We start from the raw sequence: 18,776 nt of genomic DNA on the forward strand, positions 1-18,776 counted from the left end.
CGGGGGTCTTAGAGGCCCGAGCCGTAGGCCGCGTCGGTAATCGAATAGACCATGATCCCCGTCGCCACGGCGAGGTTCAGGCTGTCGGCACGACCGCGCATCGGGATCTTGACGTTAACATCGCAGGTGGCGGCCAATTCGTCGGTTAGGCCTGCCTGCTCATTCCCCATCAGGATAATGGCCGGATGCTGGACGGGGCTGTCGCGATAGCCGTGGGTGGCATCAAGACGCGTGCCGATGACGCTGCCCGGCCAGTTCTTGCGCCAGGCGACAAAGTCTTCGCGGCTGGTCTTGGTGATGGAGACAGCAAACACCGAGCCCATGGTCGCGCGCACAGCTTCCACCGAATAGGGGTCCACGCAGTCGCCGATCAGGATCACGCCACCGGCGCCGGCAGAGTCTGCAGTGCGGATAATGGTGCCGAGATTGCCTGGATCACGCACCTGTTCCAGCGCCACCCAGACGGGCTTGGTTTCAGGCTTTATGTCGTTCAGCGGAGTGAACACCTGTTCGAACACGCCCAGCACGGTCTGCGGATTGTCGCGGCGGCTGATCTTTTCAAGGATGGCGTGGGTGACGGTGATGATCTGGCCGCCAGCCTTGCGCGTATCTTCCTTGGCGCGGTCGAGGATGGCGTGCGGACGGGCATCCTGACCGACCAACAGCATCTTAGGGGCGCGGCCTTGATCCAGCGCCTCACCAATGAATTTCAGACCCTCGGCAAGAAAGCGGCCCGTCGCCTCGCGTTCCTTGCGCATATGCAAGGCGCGGACGGCCTTGACCGTGTCATTGGTCAGGGAGGTAATCAGATGCTCGCTCATCACACATTGCTCCAGCGGGCGAAGAAGCTGAGGCCGATAGAGCGGGCATCTTTGCCGTCTTCCGACAGGGCCAGTTCACCCCAGTCGATACGGCCGCCACGGTCGTGCGTGGCCTCGGCCATCATATGCGCCAGCGATAGCCCCGAGATACGCGCGGCATAGGCGTTCAGCAGCAAGAAGGAGGCGTCGTCCGACAACAGGGCGGCGCAATCCTTAAGCAGTTCCGGCATATCTTCGAACAGACGCCAGACCTCGCCATTGGCACCGCGCCCGTACTTCGGAGGATCAAGGATGATGCCATCGTACTTGTTGCCCCGACGAACTTCGCGGGCCACAAATTTGCGCGCGTCCTCGACCAGCCAGCGGATCGGGCGGTCTGACAGGCCCGACAGCTCGGCGTTCTCGCGGGCATAGTTGACCGATTTTTTCGACGCATCGACGTGGGTCACATGCGCACCCGCCGCCGAGCAGGCGAGCGTCGCCACGCCGGTATATCCGAAGAGGTTCAGAATCTTCGGCTCTTTCAGCGTGCGGATGCGGGCATCCAGCCATTCCCAGTTTGCCGCTTGTTCAGGGAAGAAGGCGAGGTGGCGGAAGGGCGTGAAACGACCCATGAACCGCACGTTTTTCCATTGCAGCGGGAAGGCGTCGATCGGCCCATGCGCGTCGAAACGCCAGCGGCCGGAATCCTCTTCCTCCTGCTGGGGGTCGAACATGGCATTGGCCTGTTCGAACTTCTTTTCGTCCTTGGCCGACCAGAAACACTGCGGCTCGGGGCGCACGACCGTGTAACGGCCATAGCGTTCGAGCTTGCGACCGTTGCCGCTATCGATAAGCGCGTAATCCGACCAGCCTCGGGTGACGAGGGTTTCGGGTGTAGGGGAGAGAACCGGAGCCATGATTGGGCTGATAAGCCGTCAGGCAGCCTTTCGTCCAGCGCTGGCAGACGAATAGCGTGGTGTGATCACAGGTGAGTGCTGATCGGTGACCGGAAGATCGGGCAGGTGCGGGGTCTTGTCCCAGGCGTGGGGCTGCACCACCAGACGTATGAGGGCGTGCACAAAGGCCAGCGTTAGCAGTGTCCAGTAAAGTGGCGCGACCGCAATATCGCCAAGGCCGTAGGGCGTGCCGATCCGTCGTGTGCCTAGAATGCAGGTCAGCCATGACGCCATGAAGCCAAGCACAAAAACCGTGAGCGCTCCGCCATCAAAATCTGGCACCTGCTGGGCTGCCAGGCCCAGCACCAGCACAGCCGCCATACCCGCCAACGCATAGCCATGAATGCCCGCGGCCATCAGTCCCGCCAGCATGGTACTGGCCAACCCCAAATGGCCCCGCCAACCCAGACCTTTCGAAAAGGCGTGCACAGCTAGGGTCTGCATATAGCCCTTAAGCCAGCGCGTTCTCTGGGGTAGCCAAAGCTTCAATGGGCCGGGCGGTGTCTCGAACGTGGGAGACAGGATGACATCCAGCCGCCAACCTTGTCGCCACAGGCGAAAGCCCAGATCGGCATCTTCGGTGACGTTGAAGGCGTCCCAACCGCCGACCTGACGCAGGACGTCAACACGGAAGTGGTTGCTGGTTCCGCCCAATGGAAAGGGCAGGTTCAGCCTCGCCATACCCGGCAGGACGATTTCAAACAGGCCTGCGTACTCGGCAGCAAACTGACGATCCAGAATGTCTGTGCGCACAGCGGGACGAAACAGGCGCCGGATGCGCAAGGGGGCCTGTAAACAAGCCAGATCGCGCGGGCCCGAGGCAAAGCGTGCGGCAGCCTCTTTCAGCTGCATCGGATCGGGGGCATCTTCGGCATCATAGATGGTCAGCAGATCGCCTGTGGCCATAGACAGCCCGTAGTTTAACGCACGCGGCTTGGTCTTGGGCTTGCCCGGCGGCACCACCACTACGGACAACCATGGCGGCAAATGCAGGCGTCTGGCGACAGCGAGCGTTTCGGCGTCGTCTGCTTCCAGCAGCAGGAAGCCCTCTAGCCTGTCACGAGGATAGTCTAGACGGTCCAGTCTCTCGACCAACTGCGGCAGGATGCGGGCTTCGTCATAAAGGGCGACCATGACCGTATAACGCGGCCAAACATCGAGCGGGCGGGGCAGTGGCACAGGCCGGTAGGCGTGCCAGATTACGACCAGTCGCCACACAGCAAATGCGACGAGGCTCGCCTGAAAAATGCGCAAGGCGATGTCGCGCACGGGGAGGAATATCGTCCCCAGCACGCCGACTATTATAACTACACCACAGACGGTCAGCACCTTGGCCGCGATCCAACCTCCATTGGCCGCTGCACAACTATACCCAACCCCATGCGGCGGACGATCCAATCCGCGCAAAACTGACTTTGCTCCCCCCAGAAAGTCACTTACGGGCTTATAAATATAACTTTGTTATCTGTGCAAGTTTGGAGTGTGAGGATTTAAGCAGTAGATTGGCTTGCGAAATCGCAGTGGGAGTCGCTTTTGACCGCTATCGCGCAAATCGGGCGTTCTACGCGCAAGCCCAAAGGTGAGGGACACGAACGTCGCGGAGAGATTCTGGCGGCGGCAGAGCGGATCTTCGTCGAAAAGGGCTATGAAGGTGCGACCATCCGGAAAATTGCGGAAGAGGTCGGTCTGTCATCGACGGCCCTTTATATGCATTTCGCGGACAAGGCCGAGATTCTCAATGAGATTTGTCGCACTGCGTTTGATGGCCTCTTGCAGCGCCAACTGGAAACCATGTCGGCCTGTACGGATCCGTTAGCGTGCGTGGCCGAGCTGGCGCGCGGCTATATGGCGTTTGGCTTTGATCATCCGAATGCTTATCGACTGGCGTTCATGACGCCGACATTATTGGCACCGGATGGCAGCCAGACCGTGGCGCAGCAGACGGCAGCCGAACTTTATCAGGCGTTTGAAACGTCTGTCGGACGTGCCATCGAGGCGGGTCGTCTGTATGGCGATCGGGCCGTGCTGACACAGACCATGTGGGCAGGCGTGCACGGGTTGGTGTCGCTGATGATTACAAAACCGCATTTTGGTTGGGCCGAACGCGACCAGCTCATCGATGCCCAAATCGCCAGCATGCTAAAGGGCTTTGGCCAACCGTGAGATCGGGCGCGGGCCTGCTGGCCCTTGGATTAGCGTTATCGTTAGCTGGCACGGCACAGGCGCGTCCTCTCAAGGTGATGGCTCTGGATCAGTGCGCTGACCAGTATGTTCTGGCTCTGGCTCCCGACGCACAACTGCTATTGTCGCACCGTGCCGATGACGCGGACTCGTTTTTGAGAAACGCCGCCAAGGGGCACCGCATGGTGCGACCTTCGTTGGAGACCGCAGTAGCCGAGAGACCCGATGTGGTCGTCCGGTATTGGGGGGGGGACGCGCGCCTGTTGCGCCGCTTGGAGCGCGACGGGATCACGGTTGTGACCATTGAGGATTCCCGGGAGTTTGACGGTATCCGCGAAAATATCCGCCAAGTGTCACAGGCCCTGAACGCCGAAGGGCGTGGTGCCGAGATGATCAGGACCATGGACGCCAAGCTGTCCTCATCGGCGGGCTCGGGGCAGGGGCGCAAGGCGGCCTATCTGACTGCCAGTGGCTTTAGCGCGGGACCTGACACCCTGATCGACAGTATTTTACGTGCGGCGGGCTTTCGTAATGCCATGAGCCAGCCGGGCTATCAGCCCTTCGGCTTGGAGCGGGCTCTGTTGCAGCCGCCGTTTGCCATTGTGCGCGGCTTTTTCGAGCAGGTGTTTGCCGATTGGCGGGGCACGGGGCGGCATCCCGCCTTGAACAGGCTCCACAAAGAAGATGTGGTGGCCGATCTTCCGGCCTCGACCCTGACGTGTCCGGCGTGGTTTGCTGCCGATGCGGTGGTCACCTTGGCCGAGGGTAGTCAGTGAAGCGTGTTTTAGTTTTGGCCGGTACTTTGGCCGTGCTGTCGCTGTTGGCGATGGTCGCGGGCATTGCGCTGGGCGAAGTCCGTTTTGATCAGGCTGCCTATGCCAAGGCCATCAGTGATCCACACTCTGGCGAAGCCGAGGTGATCTGGGCTGTTCGCACGCCGCGCGTGGTGTGCGCCTTTATGGTGGGCGCGGCCTTGGGGCTGGCCGGTGCCGTCATGCAGGGTCTGTTGCGCAATCCGCTGGCAGAGCCCGGCGTGGTCGGCGTGTCGGGTACCGCAGCCTGCGCAGCGGCCTTGGCCATTGTGTTGGGGCTGGCGGCGGTGCCGGGCGCGGTTGAGGCGGCGGCCTTGATCGGTGCTGCAGTGGCAGGGGTGTTGCTGACGGTTGTCGGGGCCAAGGTTCGCGCGCCCGAGGCGCTGATCCTGTTTGGGGTGGCGCTGTCCAGTTTTTCAGGCGCGGCTACGGCCTTGATCTTCAACCTGTCGCCTTCGCCCATTGCAACCGCAGAAGTCATGAGCTGGCTATTGGGTTCGGTAGAAAACCGCAGTTGGTGGGACGTGACGTGGGTGGGCGGCGCGCTGGTGGTCGCCGGTGTTCTGGCTGCGATGGCCTCGCGGGGCCTCAAGATGTTGACGCTGGGCGAAGAGACGGCGCGGGTGTCCGGCCTGTCGATGGTGAAACTGCGGGTGCTGGCGCTGCTGGCCGCCTCGGTGGCGGCGGGCGCGGCGGTGGCTGTAGCAGGCGTAATCGGCTTTGTCGGTCTGGCGGCACCGCATCTGGTGCGCAGTGCGGTGCGGGGTGATCCGGCGAAGCTGTTGTGGCCTTCTGCACTGGCAGGTGGGTTGATGCTGGTGGTGGCTGATCTGGCGACCCGCCTGATTCCGACAGACCAAGAGTTGAAGCTGGGCGTGCTGACGGCCCTGATCGGGGCTCCGATTTTTGCCGTCATAGCATGGCGCGCGGCGCGGGAGTGGCGACTGTGAGCCTGTTGATTGCAGAGGGCTTGAGCGCGCGCGTTGACGGGCGGCTGGTGCTGGATGGCGCCTCGCTGAGCGTGTCCGCTCGCGAAGTAGTGGCGGTTTGCGGGCCGAACGGGGCGGGCAAGTCATCCTTGCTGAAGGCCGTCGCCGGACTGCTGAAAGTCCACTCCGGTCAAGTGCAGCTTGGTGGCCACTCGGCACTGTCGATGTCGGCGCGAGAAACGGGTGAGGCACTGGCCTATTTGGCCCAGGAGCGGTCGATCGCTTGGAATATGCCTGCGGCGGAAGTCGCTGCTCTCGGCGAGCCGTTCCTTTCGGGGGTGCAGGCATTGTCCAAGGCACGTGCAGCCCTGGACGCGCTGGGCATCGGGCATCTGGCGGATCGCGGCGTGGCTGAGATGTCTGGTGGCGAGCGCGCGCGTGTCCTGTTGGCCAGAGCCTTGGTCAGTGATGCGCCACTGTTGCTGGCTGACGAGCCGGTGGCGGGTCTTGACCCCGATGCGGCGCTGTTGGTGCTGGATGTGCTCAAGGCGCGCGCCAAGTCCGGCAAGGCCGTGGTCTTGACGCTGCACGATCTCAATCTGGCGGCGGCCTATGCCGACCGTGTTGTTGTAGTGGCGGAGGGGCGCGTTGTGGCGGATGCCGCACCACTAGAAGCACTGAGCCCCGAGGTGTTGCGCCGCTATTTCCACATCGACGGACAGTGGATCGCAAACGAAAACGGGCCGCTTTTGGCGACCCGTCGTCTGGTTTCTGCTTAAGGCGTATAGGGACGCGGGCCCGAATAGGGCGGCGTGCCCCGCGCCAGATCGGCGGACGGCGTCAACGGTGCCGTGCCACCATTCAGGCGCGCACGATAGACCTGCATGTTTTCCATGACCCGCATCATATAGTTTCGGGTCTCGGTGAATTGCGTACACTCGATGAAGTCGATGGGATCAACCTGAGCCTGACGAGGGTCCCCGCAGCGGGCTGTCCATTGCGGCGGACGGGCTGGTCCAGCGTTATAACCGACAGCGGCCAGCAGCGGCGACTGACCGAAATTGTTCAGCAGTTCGCCGAGGTGATAGCTGCCCAACGTCATATTGGCTTCGGCATCCCACAGGTCATTGTCGTTGAACGGACGGCCCATACGACGCGCCACGCCGCGCGCCGTGGCGGGCAACAGTTGCATCATACCGCGCGCATCGGCCGAGGAGCGCACCGAAGGGTCGAAGCTGGATTCCTGACGGGTGATGGCCAAGGTGAAGTCGGCAGGGGCCATGCCAGGTACCTGTTGCGGCAGGCGGACCGGATACATGCGCTCTGGCATGACGATCCCCCGACCGCTCGCGGCGCGGCCGACCATCATGGCTCCGAACTGGTCGCCATAGCCCTGCATCAGGTCGAAAAGTTGTGCCAGATCAGCGGCAGCGGGAAGCGTGTCGTCGATATGATAGGCGAACACACGCAGCAGGCTCTTTTCGCCCAAGGAGCCGAGAATTTGCGTAGCGCGTACCAGCTCGATTGAGTTGAAACGGTTGCGATCTTCCGGTGAGGGGTCAGGATCGCCCGGTAGGGTCAGGGTGGTGACACCCGCCTTTTCGGCGGCGAGTTGACCATAGAAGGTCTGCCAATGCTGGGCACCGGCCTGATACCATCGCATCGCTTCGTCGCGTTGACCCATAGCCTCGGAGGCGCGACCCAGCCAGTACAGGGCGCGGCCTTGGGTGATCGGCGTTTGCGAGCTTTCACGCAGGGCCTCGAAATGGCCTGCTGCGCGGCGCGGATCATTCAGCTTTACCAAGGCAGCCCAGCCCGCAAAGAACTCGGCATCCACCTTGCGTTCGCCTGACGGGAAGCCATGACCGGCAAAGGCGTCATAGGCGGCCTGTGAGTTGTTCATCCGCAGGGCATCGAGGAACAGATTGCGGCGCTCGCTCCACAATGTGTTCTGACCCTCGGAATGGCTGGGGGCGGGCGGCAGATAGCGCAGTAGCGGGAAGGCTTCGGACTGGCGGTCTGAGGCGCGCAATAGTCTGACCCGCTCCAGCACCACATTGGAATCTCCCGCGACCTGTGGCGGTAGGCTGGCGACCACGCCGTCAGGCGCGTAGGCCGTACGCAGCATCATCGCCGCATTGGCGGCCTGCTGTTTGGCCGGCGATGCGTAGGCGACCATGGCGCGGGTGGCCGGCCCATGCGGGCCGCTGAGCAAGGTCGTCAGGCGGGCGTCGTGGTCGTCTGTCGTCAGCCAGGCACCCCAACGGCTTTGAATGCGGTTTTGTTCGTTCAGGTCAAACGACTGGTTGCGCCACCAATCGCGAACGAGAGCCTGTGCCTCTGCCGTGCGGCCGGATTGTTCGAGGCCAGACGCCAGAGCGATGGCCCCTTGCACCGTGGTCGGCGTCTGTTGGGAGAAGAAGGCAACAGCTTGTTCGCCACCATAACCCGACGCGTCGAGCGCGCGCTCGGCAGCCGCCCGGCGCGAATCAGCACGAGGCCATCCGGCCAGATCGGTCTCTGCACGGAGTAGTTCGGCATAGGAAAGCTGACGGTCGGAGGTGTCGACCAACGCCCATTCAACAATCTTCCGCCCGGCGGGGTCGCTGATGGCCTGCATGATGGATTGAGTGCGCACTACATCACGGGCGCGCGCAGCGGCCAAACCTTGCTGTACCAAGGTCGCATCGGCAGGGCTGATAACGAAACCGGGGGCGGCGGAGTAGGCGGTAGGAACGCTGTTAACGACGTCCTGAACGGGTGGGGCCATCACCGCGAGAGCGGCGGCTAGGGTCGTACCAATCATCAGTCGTTTCGTCCTCATGCATCTACATGTTGCGGCGGGACCCCGAGCGAAATACCCTCTGCCCCCATTATGATAACGGCTGGCTTATCCGCCCGCTCTCCACAACAGGTTAGTTCTCCCATGATCGCCCATTTGTTCAAGGGCGTGATCACCGCCTTGATCACACCACTTCGTGACGGAAACGTGGACGAAGCGGCGTTTAAAAAACTGTTGGAACGTCAAATCGCTGCGGGCGTGCATGGGGTTGTGCCAATGGGAACGACCGGAGAGAGTGCAACGTTGCATCCGGATGAACACAAACGTGTCGTCGAGATGTGTGTCGAGATCGCAGCCGGACGTGTCCACGTGATTGCCGGTGCCGGTGCTTCGGCCACGGATAAGGCGATCGAGCTGTCGCGCTTTGCCAAGAGCGTGGGGGCTGACGGCACGCTGGTCGTGACGCCTTATTATAACCGTCCGTCGCAAGAGGGACTGCGCGCCCATTTCGAAGCCGTAGCCGATGTGGTTGAGCTGCCTATGCTGCTGTACAATGTGCCGGGCCGCACGGGTGTGGACCTCGCAAACGAAACGGTGAAGGCCCTGTCGGCGCACCCGAACATTGTCGGCATCAAGGATGCCACGGGCGATTTGTCGCGCATCAGCTGGATGCGTGCGAACATCGAAGGCCAGTTCGACCTGATCTCGGGCGATGACCCGTCCTATCTGGGCTATGCGGCCCATGGCGGGGCAGGAGTGATCTCGGTCACCTCTAACGTGGCACCTGAGGGCATGGTCGCCCTGCATGACGCTATTCAGGCCGGTGATCTGGCCACGGCCCGCTCGTGGCAGGACCGCCTGATTGCCCTGCATAAGGGGCTGTTCCTCGACAACTCGCCGTCGCCCACCAAATATGCGCTGTCCACTCTGGGATATTGCACCGAAGAGGTGCGGTTGCCGCTGGCGCAAACCCGCGCGGACGTGCGCCCCCACATTGACGCCGCCATGGTGGCTGCAGGGATTAGCTAATGTCTAACGACGCCCCCAAGCAAAAGACTGTCGCGGAGAACCGGCGCGCCCGCTTCGACTATTTCCTCGAAGACAATATCGAGGCAGGCATTCAGTTGCTGGGTACGGAAATCAAGGCCCTGCGCGACGGGCGGGCCAATATCGCGGAAAGCTATGTCTCGCCGGAAGGCAATGAGATGGTGCTGATCAACGCCGATATCCCGCCCTATAAGATGGCGAACCGGTTCAACCATGAACCGCGTCGCCATCGGAAACTGCTGCTGCATCGTCGCCAGATCGACAAGTTGATGGCCGCAGTTCAGCGCGATGGACGCACGATAGTGCCGATCCGCCTCTACATCAATGAGGCCGGTAAGGCGAAACTTGAGATTGCCTTGGCTAAGGGCAAGAAATTACACGATAAACGTGAAACTTCGGCTGAACGCGATTGGCAGCGGGACAAGGCCCGCCTGCTGCGCGACAAAGGCTGAATTCGATTTGTGGGCGTCTGTCGGGGTTTGCGTGGCGGGCGGCGCACGATAATGCTCATTCCGTGATGGGCCGATTTCGGAGTGCATGGTGAAGATAGCCGAACGCTGGTTCGTCTGGGCGGCAATGACGCTGTTGGCGGGTGTAGCCGCCGCGGGCGTGCTGATTGCTGTCTATGCGGCCTATGTGCTGTACGATCTGCCGGACACGTCAGAGTTGGCGGACTATCGTCCTGCGACAGCGACGCGGGTTTATGCCGGTGACGGCACCCTGATCGGCGAGTTCTCGGATCAACGCCGCATCTATGTCACCTATGAGCAGGTGCCGGATCAGCTGATCGAGGCTTTCCTTGCTGCCGAAGATCGCAGCTTTTTCAACCACGGCGGCATCGATGTGTCGGGCGTGGGCCGCGCCATGTTCAAGAACGTGTTCAACGTTCTGTCCGGCCGACGTCTTGAAGGCGGCTCGACCATCACCCAGCAGGTCGCCAAGAACGTTCTTCTGACCCATGAATCCAGCCTGAACCGTAAGCTGAAAGAAGCCATTCTGGCGGCGCGTCTTGAGTCGATCATGACGAAAGAAGAGCTGCTTGAGCTGTATCTGAACGAAATCTACCTCGGGTATCGCTCCTATGGCGTGGCATCGGCCGCCTTCAATTATTTCGGCAAGTCGCTGGAGCAGCTGACGGTCGATGAGGCGGCCTTCCTTGCGGCCCTGCCTAAAGCCCCCTCCAACTATCACCCGCGCCGTAATCCCGAGGCGGCTCTGAACCGCCGTAACTGGGTGCTGGGTCAGATGGAATCGGCAGGCTTTATCACCGACGCCCAGTACCAGCAGGCGCTGGCCCGTCCGCTGAACACGCGTGCTGCGCCGCGCCGCGCTGAATATGCCGACGCTGACTTCTTCGTTGAAGAAGCCCGCCGTCGCGCCATTGCCATGTTCGGCGTCGAGGAGGTGAACCGCGGCGGCTATTACTTGCGCACGACCCTAGACCCCGAGCTGCAGTCGGCGGCCCGCGTGGCCCTGATGCGCGGTCTGGAAAGCTATGACCGTCGCCACGGCTGGCGCGGAGCGTGGGGCGAAACCGATTTTGCCGATGGCTGGCAGGAGGCTGCGCTGAAGAAGCAGTCACCGCCGGAGCGTCGTACCTGGGTGCCTGCGGCTGTCGAAAGCGTGTCGGGTGGTACTGTCCGCATCCGTCTGGCGCGCGAAGACAAGACCGGAACTCTTGTCGGCTCCGACGTCAGCTGGGCCAACAACAGCCGTCAGCCCTTGAAACGTGGCGATCTGATCTTCGTAGAGCCACAAGGCGGCCAGTACGGCCTGCGTCAGGTTCCGGCCGTGAACGGCGCACTGGTCGCCATTGACCCGCAATCGGGCCGCGTGCTGGCCATGGTGGGGGGCTATTCCTATGGTCTGTCCAGCTTCAACCGCGCGACCCAAGCCAGCCGCCAGCCGGGCTCGACCTTCAAGCCCTTCGTCTACGCGGCGGCGCTGGAGGGCGATTTCACGCCCGCGTCGATTGTTTTGGATGCCCCCATCAGCTTCCCGGGTGGCCCGGGTGGGCGTCCGTGGACTCCGTCGAACTACAGCGGTCGCTATTATGGTCCGCAGACCCTGCGTCGCGGTCTGGAGCTGTCGCGCAACGTCATGACCGTGCGTCTGGCACAGGCTGTGGGCATGAAGAATGTCGTGGACCTGTCCAAGAAACTGGGCGTGGTGGATGATATGCAGCCCAATCTGGCCATGTCGCTGGGGGCAGGGGAAACCACGCCCTATCAGATCACCTCGGCCTATGCGGCCTTCGTGAATGGCGGTCGGCGTATTGATCCGTACCTGATCGAAGTGGTGCAAGACCGTTACGGCCAGACCATTCACCGCGCCGATCAACGCGGTTGCCGCGAGTGCAGCCGTCCGTTCAGCGGTCAGGAATCGCCGCGTCTTCAAGATCGTGGCGAGCAGGTTCTGGACCCGATCACTGCATATCAGGTCAGCTCCATGCTGGAAGGCGTGGTCCAGCGCGGTACAGCAGCACGTGTGCGCGGACTGGGTCGCTGGGTCGGCGGCAAGACCGGTACAACCAACGAATATCGTTCGGCCTGGTTCGTGGGCTTCACCACTGACATCGTCGTTGGCGTGTTCATCGGCTTCGATGACAACCGCCCGCTGGGGCATGGTGAAACCGGCACCACGGCGGCTGTGCCGATCTTTGGCGAGTTTATGGAAAGCGCGTTGAAAAAGCGTCCGGCCCGTCCCTTCGTGCGTCCGCGCAATGCTGTGTTCCGTACGGTGAACGGCATTGAAGAAGCCTTCCGCCCAGGTACCGAGCGTCAGGTCCGCGAAGAGGCTCCGGCCGCGCCGCAAGGCCCGCAAAACTACTATGACGTCCTGCGTCGCGAGCAGGAAGCTGCCGCACAAACCGGCGCGCCTGTAGCACCGACGCCCCCTCCGCCGAAGAAGGAGCCGGCTGAGGACTTGAGCGGGCTGTACTGAACCTCTAGTTAGGGGGCACGAAATTAGCGGCGCATCCGTTGGGCGGGTGCGCCGTTTCCCTTCCATACCGATCGCATTGGAGTTTGCGATGAGACTGGATGTCGAGGCCATGAAGGCCGACATCGAGCAGAGCGTTGCTCTGCTCAGGAGGCGACTTTGACTGGGATGTCGCTCTAAGAAAGCTCGATGAGCTGAACGCACGCGTCGAAGATCCGACGCTGTGGGACAATCCCGAACAGGCTCAAGCCGTCAGCCGCGAACGTTCACGGCTGGAAGATCAGGTCAACACCGTCAAACAGATGGAACGCGATCTGGAAGACGGGCTGATGCTGGCTGAAATGGCTGACGAGGAAGGTGACGAAGCCGCCCTTGAAGAAGCCCGCGTCATGCTGCGCGGCATCAAGGAGCGCGCCGCTCGCGCCGAACTTGAAGCTCTGCTGTCCGGTGAAGCCGACGGCAACGACGCCTATCTGGAAGTCAACTCGGGTGCCGGTGGCACGGAGTCGAACGACTGGGCAGGCATGTTGCTGCGCATGTATACGCGTTGGGCCAAGGCGCACGGCTATGAGGTCGAGATCGAGGCCGAAGAAGCGGGCGAACAGGCCGGCATCAAGTCCGCCACCATTCAGGTGAAGGGCCCCAATGCCTATGGCTGGCTTAAGTCGGAATCGGGTGTGCACCGTCTGGTTCGCATCAGCCCGTATGATGCCGCAGCCAAGCGCCACACCTCGTTCGCCTCGATCGGCGTGTCGCCCGTGGTGGATGACACCATCGAGATCGACATCAATCCGGCGGACGTGCGCACGGACACCTACCGTGCCTCGGGCGCGGGTGGCCAGCACATCAACAAGACGGACTCGGCTGTCCGACTGACCCACATTCCGACCAATACGGTTGTGGCGTGTCAGGCTGGCCGCTCCCAGCACCAGAACCGCGAACAAGCGTGGAAGATGCTGCGGGCCCGCCTGTATGAACTGGAACTGCAAAAGCGCGAAGCCGCCGCTCAGGCGCTGGCGGATGCCAAGACCGATATCGGTTGGGGCCACCAGATCCGATCCTATGTGCTGCAGCCTTATCAGATGGTCAAAGACTTGCGCACCAATGTCGAAACCTCGGACACCCAAGGTGTTCTAGACGGTGATCTGGATGCCTTCATGGGGGCCGCACTGGCTGCTCGCGTGGGCGAGACGCGCGACAGCTAAAACCTGTCGTTCAGTCAAAGAAAAAGGGGCGGATTTCTCCGCCCCTTTTTTTAATGTCTGCCTCAGCCGGCTTATTCGCCGGTCGGATCGGACGCTGGGGGCGGAGCGCTGTCTTCTTCGGCGCGTTTGGCCTGGGTAGAGCGTCCCGAGAACCATGCACCGCGATCGACGGTGAGTTGCTCTTGGGTAATGTCGCCCTCGACACGCGACGACGCATGCAGGTGAACCTGTTTAGCCACGATGGCCCCAGTCACCTTGCCGCGCACCTCCAGCACATCGGCGTGGACGGTGCCCTCGACGGAGCCGTTTTGATTAATCAGGACATGCGAGACACGAACGTCGCCTTTGACGGTGCCTTCGATGACCAGCTGTCCTACCCCCGAGATATCACCCTCGAAGGTCATTCCATTTCCAAGCACCGATGTGACCTCTCTGGTGGGGCGTGAAGGGGGATTGCCGCGATTGTTGCCGCCGTTGCCGCCAGAGCTGCTGCCCCAGCCTGAACCGCCGCCCGAACTACCGCCCGATCCACTTCCGGCGCCGCCGCCACTCGCTGCGGCTACGGGAGGGGTACCGCCCGCTCCCGATGCCGTCAGAGGTTCATGGCCCGATTGGCCGAATGTGCCGTAGGTTGTAGGAGACGCGGCGGGCTCCGGAGTGGCGGCAGCCAGGGTCTGGGGCCGGGCCGGCTCGGGCACTTCAGGGGCAGGGCTATACGTCGGCTGCGCCGAAGTGCCGACCTGTTCGTCCAGAATCTCGGCTTCGAGTTCCAGCTCGTCATCAATGTCGTGCAGATCGTCAGACGACTGCGTGCTACCCATGGCACGTGTAGGAGGTGGCACGTAGGGCTTGCCCTTGTTGAACATAGAGGCCTCCGCTGATCGCCTTGCGGCTGGGGGGATGAGGACGACTCATCAATCTTTGTTATGGTGAAGGTATAACAAACGTGAATCGCGGTTCGATCAAACGGAGAAATGTTCGTTTTTCTAAATATTTGAGCTCTTAAAGTTCTTTAGCTACCTCAAGTACCTCTTGAGCGTGGCCTTTTACCTTTACGTTGTGCCAGACGCGGGCAATGCGGCCTTCACGGTCGATCAGGAATGTGGCTCGCTCGATGCCCATATATTCGCGGCCATACAGCTTTTTCTGGATCCACACGCCCCAAGCCTCGGTGACGATGCCGTCTTCGTCCGAGCCCAGAATGACTTTCAGATCGTGCTTGGACTTAAAGCGGTCCAGCTTTTTGACCGTGTCGCGCGAAATGCCAATCACCGCAGTATCCGCCGCCTCGAACTGATCGATCAGGGTCGAAAAATCCTGCCCCTCGGTCGTGCAGCCGGGGGTGTCGGCCTTGGGGTAGAAATAGACAACGACTTTGCGGCCCATGAAGGCGGCCAGATCGAACCGGCCCTCGCCATCGGTGGCAAGGACCAGAGCGGGTGCGACAGCGTTTTCGGTCAGTTGGGTCATGGTCTCAACTCCTGATACTTGGTGGCGCACCCGCGCCGTTGTGGTCATTAGACCGGCTTGACCAGCACGATCTTCTTCTTGCCAGCCGCCAGCTTGATCACGCCCTCGGCATTGACGTCGGCCTCGGCGATCAGCTGGGCACCATCAGATACAGCCACGTCGTTCAGACGCAGACCGCCACCCTGGGCCAATCGGCGGGCTTCGCCGTTCGATTGCGTCAGGCCTGCCTTGGTGATGACAGCGGCGACCATGGCACCGATGACTTCATCGCGTGGCAGCTCAACCGTCGGCAGGTCGGCCGAAAGCTGGCCTTTTTCAAACGCAGCCTCGGCAGCAGCGCGGGCAGCCTTGGCGGCTTCCTCGCCGTGCATCATGGTGGTGGTAGCGTCTGCGAGGGCTTTCTTGGCCTCGTTGATCTGCGCGCCTTCCATGGCTTCGTAGGCGGCAATCTCTTCCAGCGTCAGGTCAGTGAACAGGCGCATGAAGCGACCCACGTCAGCGTCCTCGACGTTGCGCCAGAACTGCCAGTAGTCGTACGGGCTCAGCTGTTCTTCGTTCAGCCAGATGGCACCGCCTGCGGTCTTGCCCATCTTGCCGCCCGAAGCGGTCGTCAGCAGCGGCGTGGTCAGGCCGAACGAGGCCTTTTGGTCCACGCGACGCACCAGATCGACCCCCGAGGTGATGTTCCCCCACTGGTCCGAGCCGCCCATCTGCAGGGTGACATTGTGGGCGCGATTCAGTTCGAGGAAGTCCACCGACTGCATCAGCATGTAGTTGAATTCGAGGAAGGTCATCGGCTGCTCGCGCTCGAGGCGCAGCTTAACCGAGTCGTAAGCCAACATGCGGTTGATGGTGAAATGCGTGCCGTAGTCGCGCAGGAACTGGACGTAGCCGTATTGCGACAGCCAGTCGTCGTTGTTCAGCATGATGGCGTCGGTCGGGCCGTCACCAAAGGTCAGGAATTTGGCGAAGACCTTTTTGATGCCGTCGATATTGGCTTGAATGGTTTCGTCGGTCAGTTGCGGACGCGAGGTGTCCTTGCCGGTCGGGTCTCCGACGCGGGTGGTGCCGCCGCCCATGAGAACAATCGGCTTATGGCCCGCCTGCTGAAGGCGGCGCAGCATCATGATCTGAATCAGCGAACCCACGTGCAGTGACGGGGCCGTCGCGTCGAAACCGATATAGCCCGTAACGATGCCTTTGGATGCCGCCTCGTCCAGTTCGGTCGGGTGCGTAATCTGATGGATATAGCCGCGGTCCTGAAGCGTTTTCAGGAAGTCGGATTTGAAGGCGGTCTCGGTCATGGCAGATCCGTTACAGTCAAAACTGGCGGCCATGTTCCGGGGAATTCAGCCGCCAAGGGTAGGGCGGCAAAGATCGCGGCCGCTCGCTTAGGCGAGGCCGTAATAATAGGTCACGAAAAGAACGTCACGCGCGATCATGAGGCCTAGCTACAGTTTGCGGTCCGTGGCAGTCAAGCGGCATGACTGATCAGGCTTCCCCCAAAATCCTTCGTGTCCTCGGCTTTATGACTGGCACCTCTCTGGATGCCGTCGACATGGCCGTCATCGAGACGGATGGACACGACATTATAGGCTTCGGCCCGTGCGGCGATATGAAACTAGATCCCGACACGCGCGAGGCCGTGGAGTACGCCATCGAGGATGCCTTCGATTGGGAACGCGACGAAGAAGAACCTGAAAGCTTTGACGACGCCCGATATGCCATTGCCGATGCGCATCTAGCGGCGGCTATGGGCTTTATGGCGATGAATGGCGTGAAGTCTTCGTCGCTCGATCTGGTCGGCGTGCATGGCCAAACGGTGCTGCACGAGGCACCGACAGCCAATATGTCGGGCCGCACGGTACAACTGATCGATGCCATTTCGGTGGCCGATGGTCTGGGCCTTCCGGTTGTCCATGACTTCCGCACAGCGGATGTGGTCGCTGGCGGGCAGGGGGCTCCGCTGGCCCCGGTCTATCACGCGGCGCTGGTACGCTATTCGGGGCTGACGGGGCCGGTGGCCGTGCTGAACCTTGGAGGGGTTGGAAACATCACCTTGGTCCGTGCCAATGGCGATTTGGAAGCGTTCGACACGGGGCCCGCGAATGGCATGGTCGACCAGCTGGTCCAGTCGCGACTGCGCAAGCGCATGGACGACGGCGGTAAGTTGGCCCTAGCGGGTACCGTCGATGCGGAAGTGCTTCGGGAATATCTGTCGCATCCCTATTTTGCGGCAACGGGTCCCAAATCGCTGGATCGGTTCGATTTCTCGCTCGATCCAGTCGAGCATCTGAAAACCGAAGATGCTGCCACAACCTTGACGGCCTTTGCTGCCGAAGCTGTCGCACTGGGCGTTGCCCGTTGCAGTGAACAGCCGAAGGAAGTGATCGTCTGCGGTGGCGGTCGTCATAATCCGGCACTGATGGATGCCATTCGCGAGCGTCTCCCGATGCCGGTTACCACAGCCGAGGACAAGGGATGGCGTGGCGATGTCATCGAGGCCGAAGCCTTTGCCTATCTGGCAGCCCGCAGCCATCTGGGCCTACCGATCAGCTTCCCAGGTACCACGGGCGTCGCCAGCCCGATGACGGGAGGCTCCACTGTATATCCCGGTGACGAGCCCGGATCTGAACCAGAAGACATCTAATGACCGTTTCGAGTGCGCGTTTTTGGGGCGTCCTGAGTGGACTGGGCGCAGGGGCAATGTGGGGGCTGGTGTTTCTGGCTCCGAAGCTCGCACCCGAGGCTTCTCCGTTTCTTATGTCCGCAGGGCGATACATCGCGTACGGGCTCATCGCCGCCTTGCTGATCGCCCCGCGCTGGAAGCGACTTAAGGGTTTGTTGGATCGGCAGGCATGGCTGGCGCTGGTCTGGCTCAGTCTTGCGGGCAACGTTGTCTATTATCTGTTTCTGGTCGTATCGGTCCACTATGCGGGTGTGGCTGCATCGGCGCTGATTGTCGGCGCTGTGCCCGTCGTGGTGGCGCTATGGGGACTGCGTGACCAGAATTCGCCACCTCTAATCAAGGTGGGCCCGCCCATTGCGGTGGCGGCCTTGGCCATTGGACTGATCGGTTATGAGAGCATCATGCGCGGTCAACTGGCGGCCGATGCGACTGGCCTGTCGGTAGCTATCGGACTGGTGTCGGCGCTCATCGCATTGGCGCTCTGGACCGCCTACGCCGTGGGCAACAGCCGCTGGATGGTCAAGATGACCGAAGTCAGCTCGCATGACTGGTCGCTGCTTATCGGTGTGGTCACGGGGGCGTTGTCGCTGCTGCTCGTTCCGATGGCCGTGCTGACGCTCGGTGATCTTCCGGCTGGTTTCTGGCCGCGCTTCCTGTTGATCAGCTTCGGCATTGCCGTTTTGGCCTCGGTCGTGGGGAATGCCTTCTGGAACCGCGCCAGCAGGCTCTTGCCACTGACCATGCTCGGTCAGATGATCGTGTTCGAGACCCTTTTTGCCTTCCTCTATGGCTTCATCTGGGAGCAGCGCGGCCCGACGGTGATCGAGATCGTCTCTATGATCCTAATGGTGGTTAGCGTGATCTGGTGCGTCAGAGCGCACCGTCCGGCGGCGGAGGCCGTCAAGGAACTGGAGGCCTAATAAAAAAGAGCGCCTCCTATCCGGAAGCGCTCTTTTGCTGTC

At 61.6% G+C, this 18,776-nt stretch carries 17 protein-coding genes; 10 read left to right on the forward strand and 7 right to left on the reverse strand.

The window, feature by feature from the left end; genetic code table 11:
- Nucleotides 1-8 precede the first annotated feature (8 nt).
- From B3B04_RS09995 to B3B04_RS10005, 3 genes are read right to left on the reverse strand one after another with little or no spacing between them, the layout of a single operon-like run.
- Nucleotides 9-821 (reverse strand): TrmH family RNA methyltransferase, encoded by an 813-nt coding sequence (locus tag B3B04_RS09995; protein WP_292042445.1) that lies wholly within the window; start codon nt 819-821, stop codon nt 9-11.
- A complete protein-coding gene (locus B3B04_RS10000; protein WP_292042448.1) occupies nt 821-1,720 on the reverse strand; it encodes a class I SAM-dependent methyltransferase in 900 nt (299 codons plus the stop codon). Before B3B04_RS10000 ends, B3B04_RS09995 begins: the two co-directional genes overlap by 1 nt.
- An 18-nt stretch (nt 1,721-1,738) precedes the next feature.
- Nucleotides 1,739-3,052: a glycosyltransferase gene (locus tag B3B04_RS10005; RefSeq protein WP_292042450.1), complete on the reverse strand. Its 1,314-nt coding sequence runs from the start codon at nt 3,050-3,052 to the stop codon at nt 1,739-1,741.
- A 240-nt stretch (nt 3,053-3,292) separates the two neighbouring features.
- Between B3B04_RS10005 and B3B04_RS10010 the strand changes: the two genes are divergently transcribed.
- The 4 genes from B3B04_RS10010 to B3B04_RS10025 all read left to right on the forward strand — a co-directional run bounded on the left by B3B04_RS10010 (nt 3,293) and on the right by B3B04_RS10025 (nt 6,460).
- Nucleotides 3,293-3,922 carry a TetR/AcrR family transcriptional regulator gene (locus B3B04_RS10010; protein ID WP_292042451.1) on the forward strand — a complete coding sequence of 210 codons (630 nt, stop codon included), beginning with the start codon at nt 3,293-3,295 and terminating at the stop codon, nt 3,920-3,922.
- Between the two features lie 77 nt (nt 3,923-3,999).
- The gene (locus tag B3B04_RS10015) at nt 4,000-4,716 is read left to right on the forward strand and encodes an ABC transporter substrate-binding protein (protein WP_292042658.1); all 717 of its coding nucleotides are present in this window, start codon (nt 4,000-4,002) and stop codon (nt 4,714-4,716) included.
- 50 nt (nt 4,717-4,766) lie between these two features.
- Complete coding sequence (locus B3B04_RS10020; RefSeq protein WP_292042660.1) at nt 4,767-5,702, forward strand: FecCD family ABC transporter permease; 936 nt, start codon at nt 4,767-4,769, stop codon at nt 5,700-5,702.
- Complete coding sequence (locus tag B3B04_RS10025; RefSeq protein ID WP_313442863.1) at nt 5,699-6,460, forward strand: ABC transporter ATP-binding protein; 762 nt, start codon at nt 5,699-5,701, stop codon at nt 6,458-6,460. Before B3B04_RS10020 ends, B3B04_RS10025 begins: the two co-directional genes overlap by 4 nt.
- On the opposite strand, the gene B3B04_RS10030 is transcribed toward B3B04_RS10025, so the two are convergent.
- On the reverse strand, nt 6,457-8,487 hold the full coding sequence (locus B3B04_RS10030) for a lytic transglycosylase domain-containing protein (RefSeq protein ID WP_292042456.1): 2,031 nt from the start codon (nt 8,485-8,487) through the stop codon (nt 6,457-6,459). The two genes, B3B04_RS10025 and B3B04_RS10030, sit on opposite strands and share 4 nt — an antisense overlap.
- 120 nt (nt 8,488-8,607) lie before the next feature.
- Between B3B04_RS10030 and dapA the strand changes: the two genes are divergently transcribed.
- From dapA to prfB, 4 genes are all read left to right on the forward strand, one after another.
- Nucleotides 8,608-9,492 (forward strand): 4-hydroxy-tetrahydrodipicolinate synthase, encoded by an 885-nt coding sequence (dapA, locus tag B3B04_RS10035; RefSeq protein ID WP_292042458.1) that lies wholly within the window; start codon nt 8,608-8,610, stop codon nt 9,490-9,492.
- Nucleotides 9,492-9,962 carry an SsrA-binding protein SmpB gene (gene smpB, locus B3B04_RS10040; RefSeq protein WP_292042461.1) on the forward strand — a complete coding sequence of 157 codons (471 nt, stop codon included), beginning with the start codon at nt 9,492-9,494 and terminating at the stop codon, nt 9,960-9,962. The genes dapA and smpB overlap by 1 nt, the downstream gene beginning before the upstream one ends.
- Nucleotides 9,963-10,047: 85 nt before the next feature.
- A complete protein-coding gene (locus B3B04_RS10045; protein ID WP_292042462.1) occupies nt 10,048-12,453 on the forward strand; it encodes a penicillin-binding protein 1A in 2,406 nt (801 codons plus the stop codon).
- An 88-nt stretch (nt 12,454-12,541) separates the two neighbouring features.
- A protein-coding gene (prfB, locus tag B3B04_RS10050) for a peptide chain release factor 2 (protein WP_292042465.1) occupies nt 12,542-13,655 on the forward strand; the annotation gives its coding sequence in 2 pieces (ribosomal slippage) (nt 12,542-12,610 and nt 12,612-13,655; 1,113 coding nt in all).
- 71 nt (nt 13,656-13,726) lie between these two features.
- On the opposite strand, the gene B3B04_RS10055 is transcribed toward prfB, so the two are convergent.
- The 3 genes from B3B04_RS10055 to tyrS form a co-directional block, all read right to left on the reverse strand.
- A complete protein-coding gene (locus B3B04_RS10055) occupies nt 13,727-14,521 on the reverse strand; it encodes a bactofilin family protein (protein WP_292042467.1) in 795 nt (264 codons plus the stop codon).
- 136 nt (nt 14,522-14,657) lie between these two features.
- Nucleotides 14,658-15,125 carry a thioredoxin-dependent thiol peroxidase gene (gene bcp, locus B3B04_RS10060; RefSeq protein WP_292042469.1) on the reverse strand — a complete coding sequence of 156 codons (468 nt, stop codon included), beginning with the start codon at nt 15,123-15,125 and terminating at the stop codon, nt 14,658-14,660.
- A 47-nt stretch (nt 15,126-15,172) separates the two neighbouring features.
- Nucleotides 15,173-16,429: a tyrosine--tRNA ligase gene (tyrS, locus tag B3B04_RS10065; RefSeq protein WP_292042470.1), complete on the reverse strand. Its 1,257-nt coding sequence runs from the start codon at nt 16,427-16,429 to the stop codon at nt 15,173-15,175.
- Between the two features lie 179 nt (nt 16,430-16,608).
- On the opposite strand from tyrS, the gene B3B04_RS10070 reads away from it, so the two are divergent.
- Both B3B04_RS10070 and B3B04_RS10075 read left to right on the forward strand, forming a co-directional pair.
- Nucleotides 16,609-17,775: an anhydro-N-acetylmuramic acid kinase gene (locus tag B3B04_RS10070; protein WP_292042473.1), complete on the forward strand. Its 1,167-nt coding sequence runs from the start codon at nt 16,609-16,611 to the stop codon at nt 17,773-17,775.
- Complete coding sequence (locus B3B04_RS10075; protein ID WP_292042474.1) at nt 17,775-18,734, forward strand: DMT family transporter; 960 nt, start codon at nt 17,775-17,777, stop codon at nt 18,732-18,734. Before B3B04_RS10070 ends, B3B04_RS10075 begins: the two co-directional genes overlap by 1 nt.
- Nucleotides 18,735-18,776 lie beyond the last annotated feature (42 nt).

The sequence above is a fragment of the Brevundimonas sp. UBA5713 genome, assembly GCF_002419815.1.
Taxonomy (GTDB): domain Bacteria; phylum Pseudomonadota; class Alphaproteobacteria; order Caulobacterales; family Caulobacteraceae; genus Brevundimonas.

Excerpts from the sequence above, each read along its gene's own strand:
- B3B04_RS09995 (WP_292042445.1), bottom strand. The coding sequence starts at position 821 with ATGAGCGAGCATCTGATTACCTCCCTGACCAATGACACGGTCAAGGCC.
- B3B04_RS10000 (WP_292042448.1), bottom strand. The coding sequence starts at position 1,720 with ATGGCTCCGGTTCTCTCCCCTACACCCGAAACCCTCGTCACCCGAGGC.
- B3B04_RS10015 (WP_292042658.1), top strand. The coding sequence starts at position 4,000 with ATGGCTCTGGATCAGTGCGCTGACCAGTATGTTCTGGCTCTGGCTCCC.
- B3B04_RS10020 (WP_292042660.1), top strand. The coding sequence starts at position 4,767 with ATGGTCGCGGGCATTGCGCTGGGCGAAGTCCGTTTTGATCAGGCTGCC.
- B3B04_RS10030 (WP_292042456.1), bottom strand. The coding sequence starts at position 8,487 with ATGATTGGTACGACCCTAGCCGCCGCTCTCGCGGTGATGGCCCCACCC.
- dapA (WP_292042458.1), top strand. The coding sequence starts at position 8,608 with ATGATCGCCCATTTGTTCAAGGGCGTGATCACCGCCTTGATCACACCA.
- smpB (WP_292042461.1), top strand. The coding sequence starts at position 9,492 with ATGTCTAACGACGCCCCCAAGCAAAAGACTGTCGCGGAGAACCGGCGC.
- B3B04_RS10045 (WP_292042462.1), top strand. The coding sequence starts at position 10,048 with ATGGTGAAGATAGCCGAACGCTGGTTCGTCTGGGCGGCAATGACGCTG.
- B3B04_RS10055 (WP_292042467.1), bottom strand. The coding sequence starts at position 14,521 with ATGTTCAACAAGGGCAAGCCCTACGTGCCACCTCCTACACGTGCCATG.
- bcp (WP_292042469.1), bottom strand. The coding sequence starts at position 15,125 with ATGACCCAACTGACCGAAAACGCTGTCGCACCCGCTCTGGTCCTTGCC.
- tyrS (WP_292042470.1), bottom strand. The coding sequence starts at position 16,429 with ATGACCGAGACCGCCTTCAAATCCGACTTCCTGAAAACGCTTCAGGAC.
- B3B04_RS10070 (WP_292042473.1), top strand. The coding sequence starts at position 16,609 with ATGACTGATCAGGCTTCCCCCAAAATCCTTCGTGTCCTCGGCTTTATG.
- B3B04_RS10075 (WP_292042474.1), top strand. The coding sequence starts at position 17,775 with ATGACCGTTTCGAGTGCGCGTTTTTGGGGCGTCCTGAGTGGACTGGGC.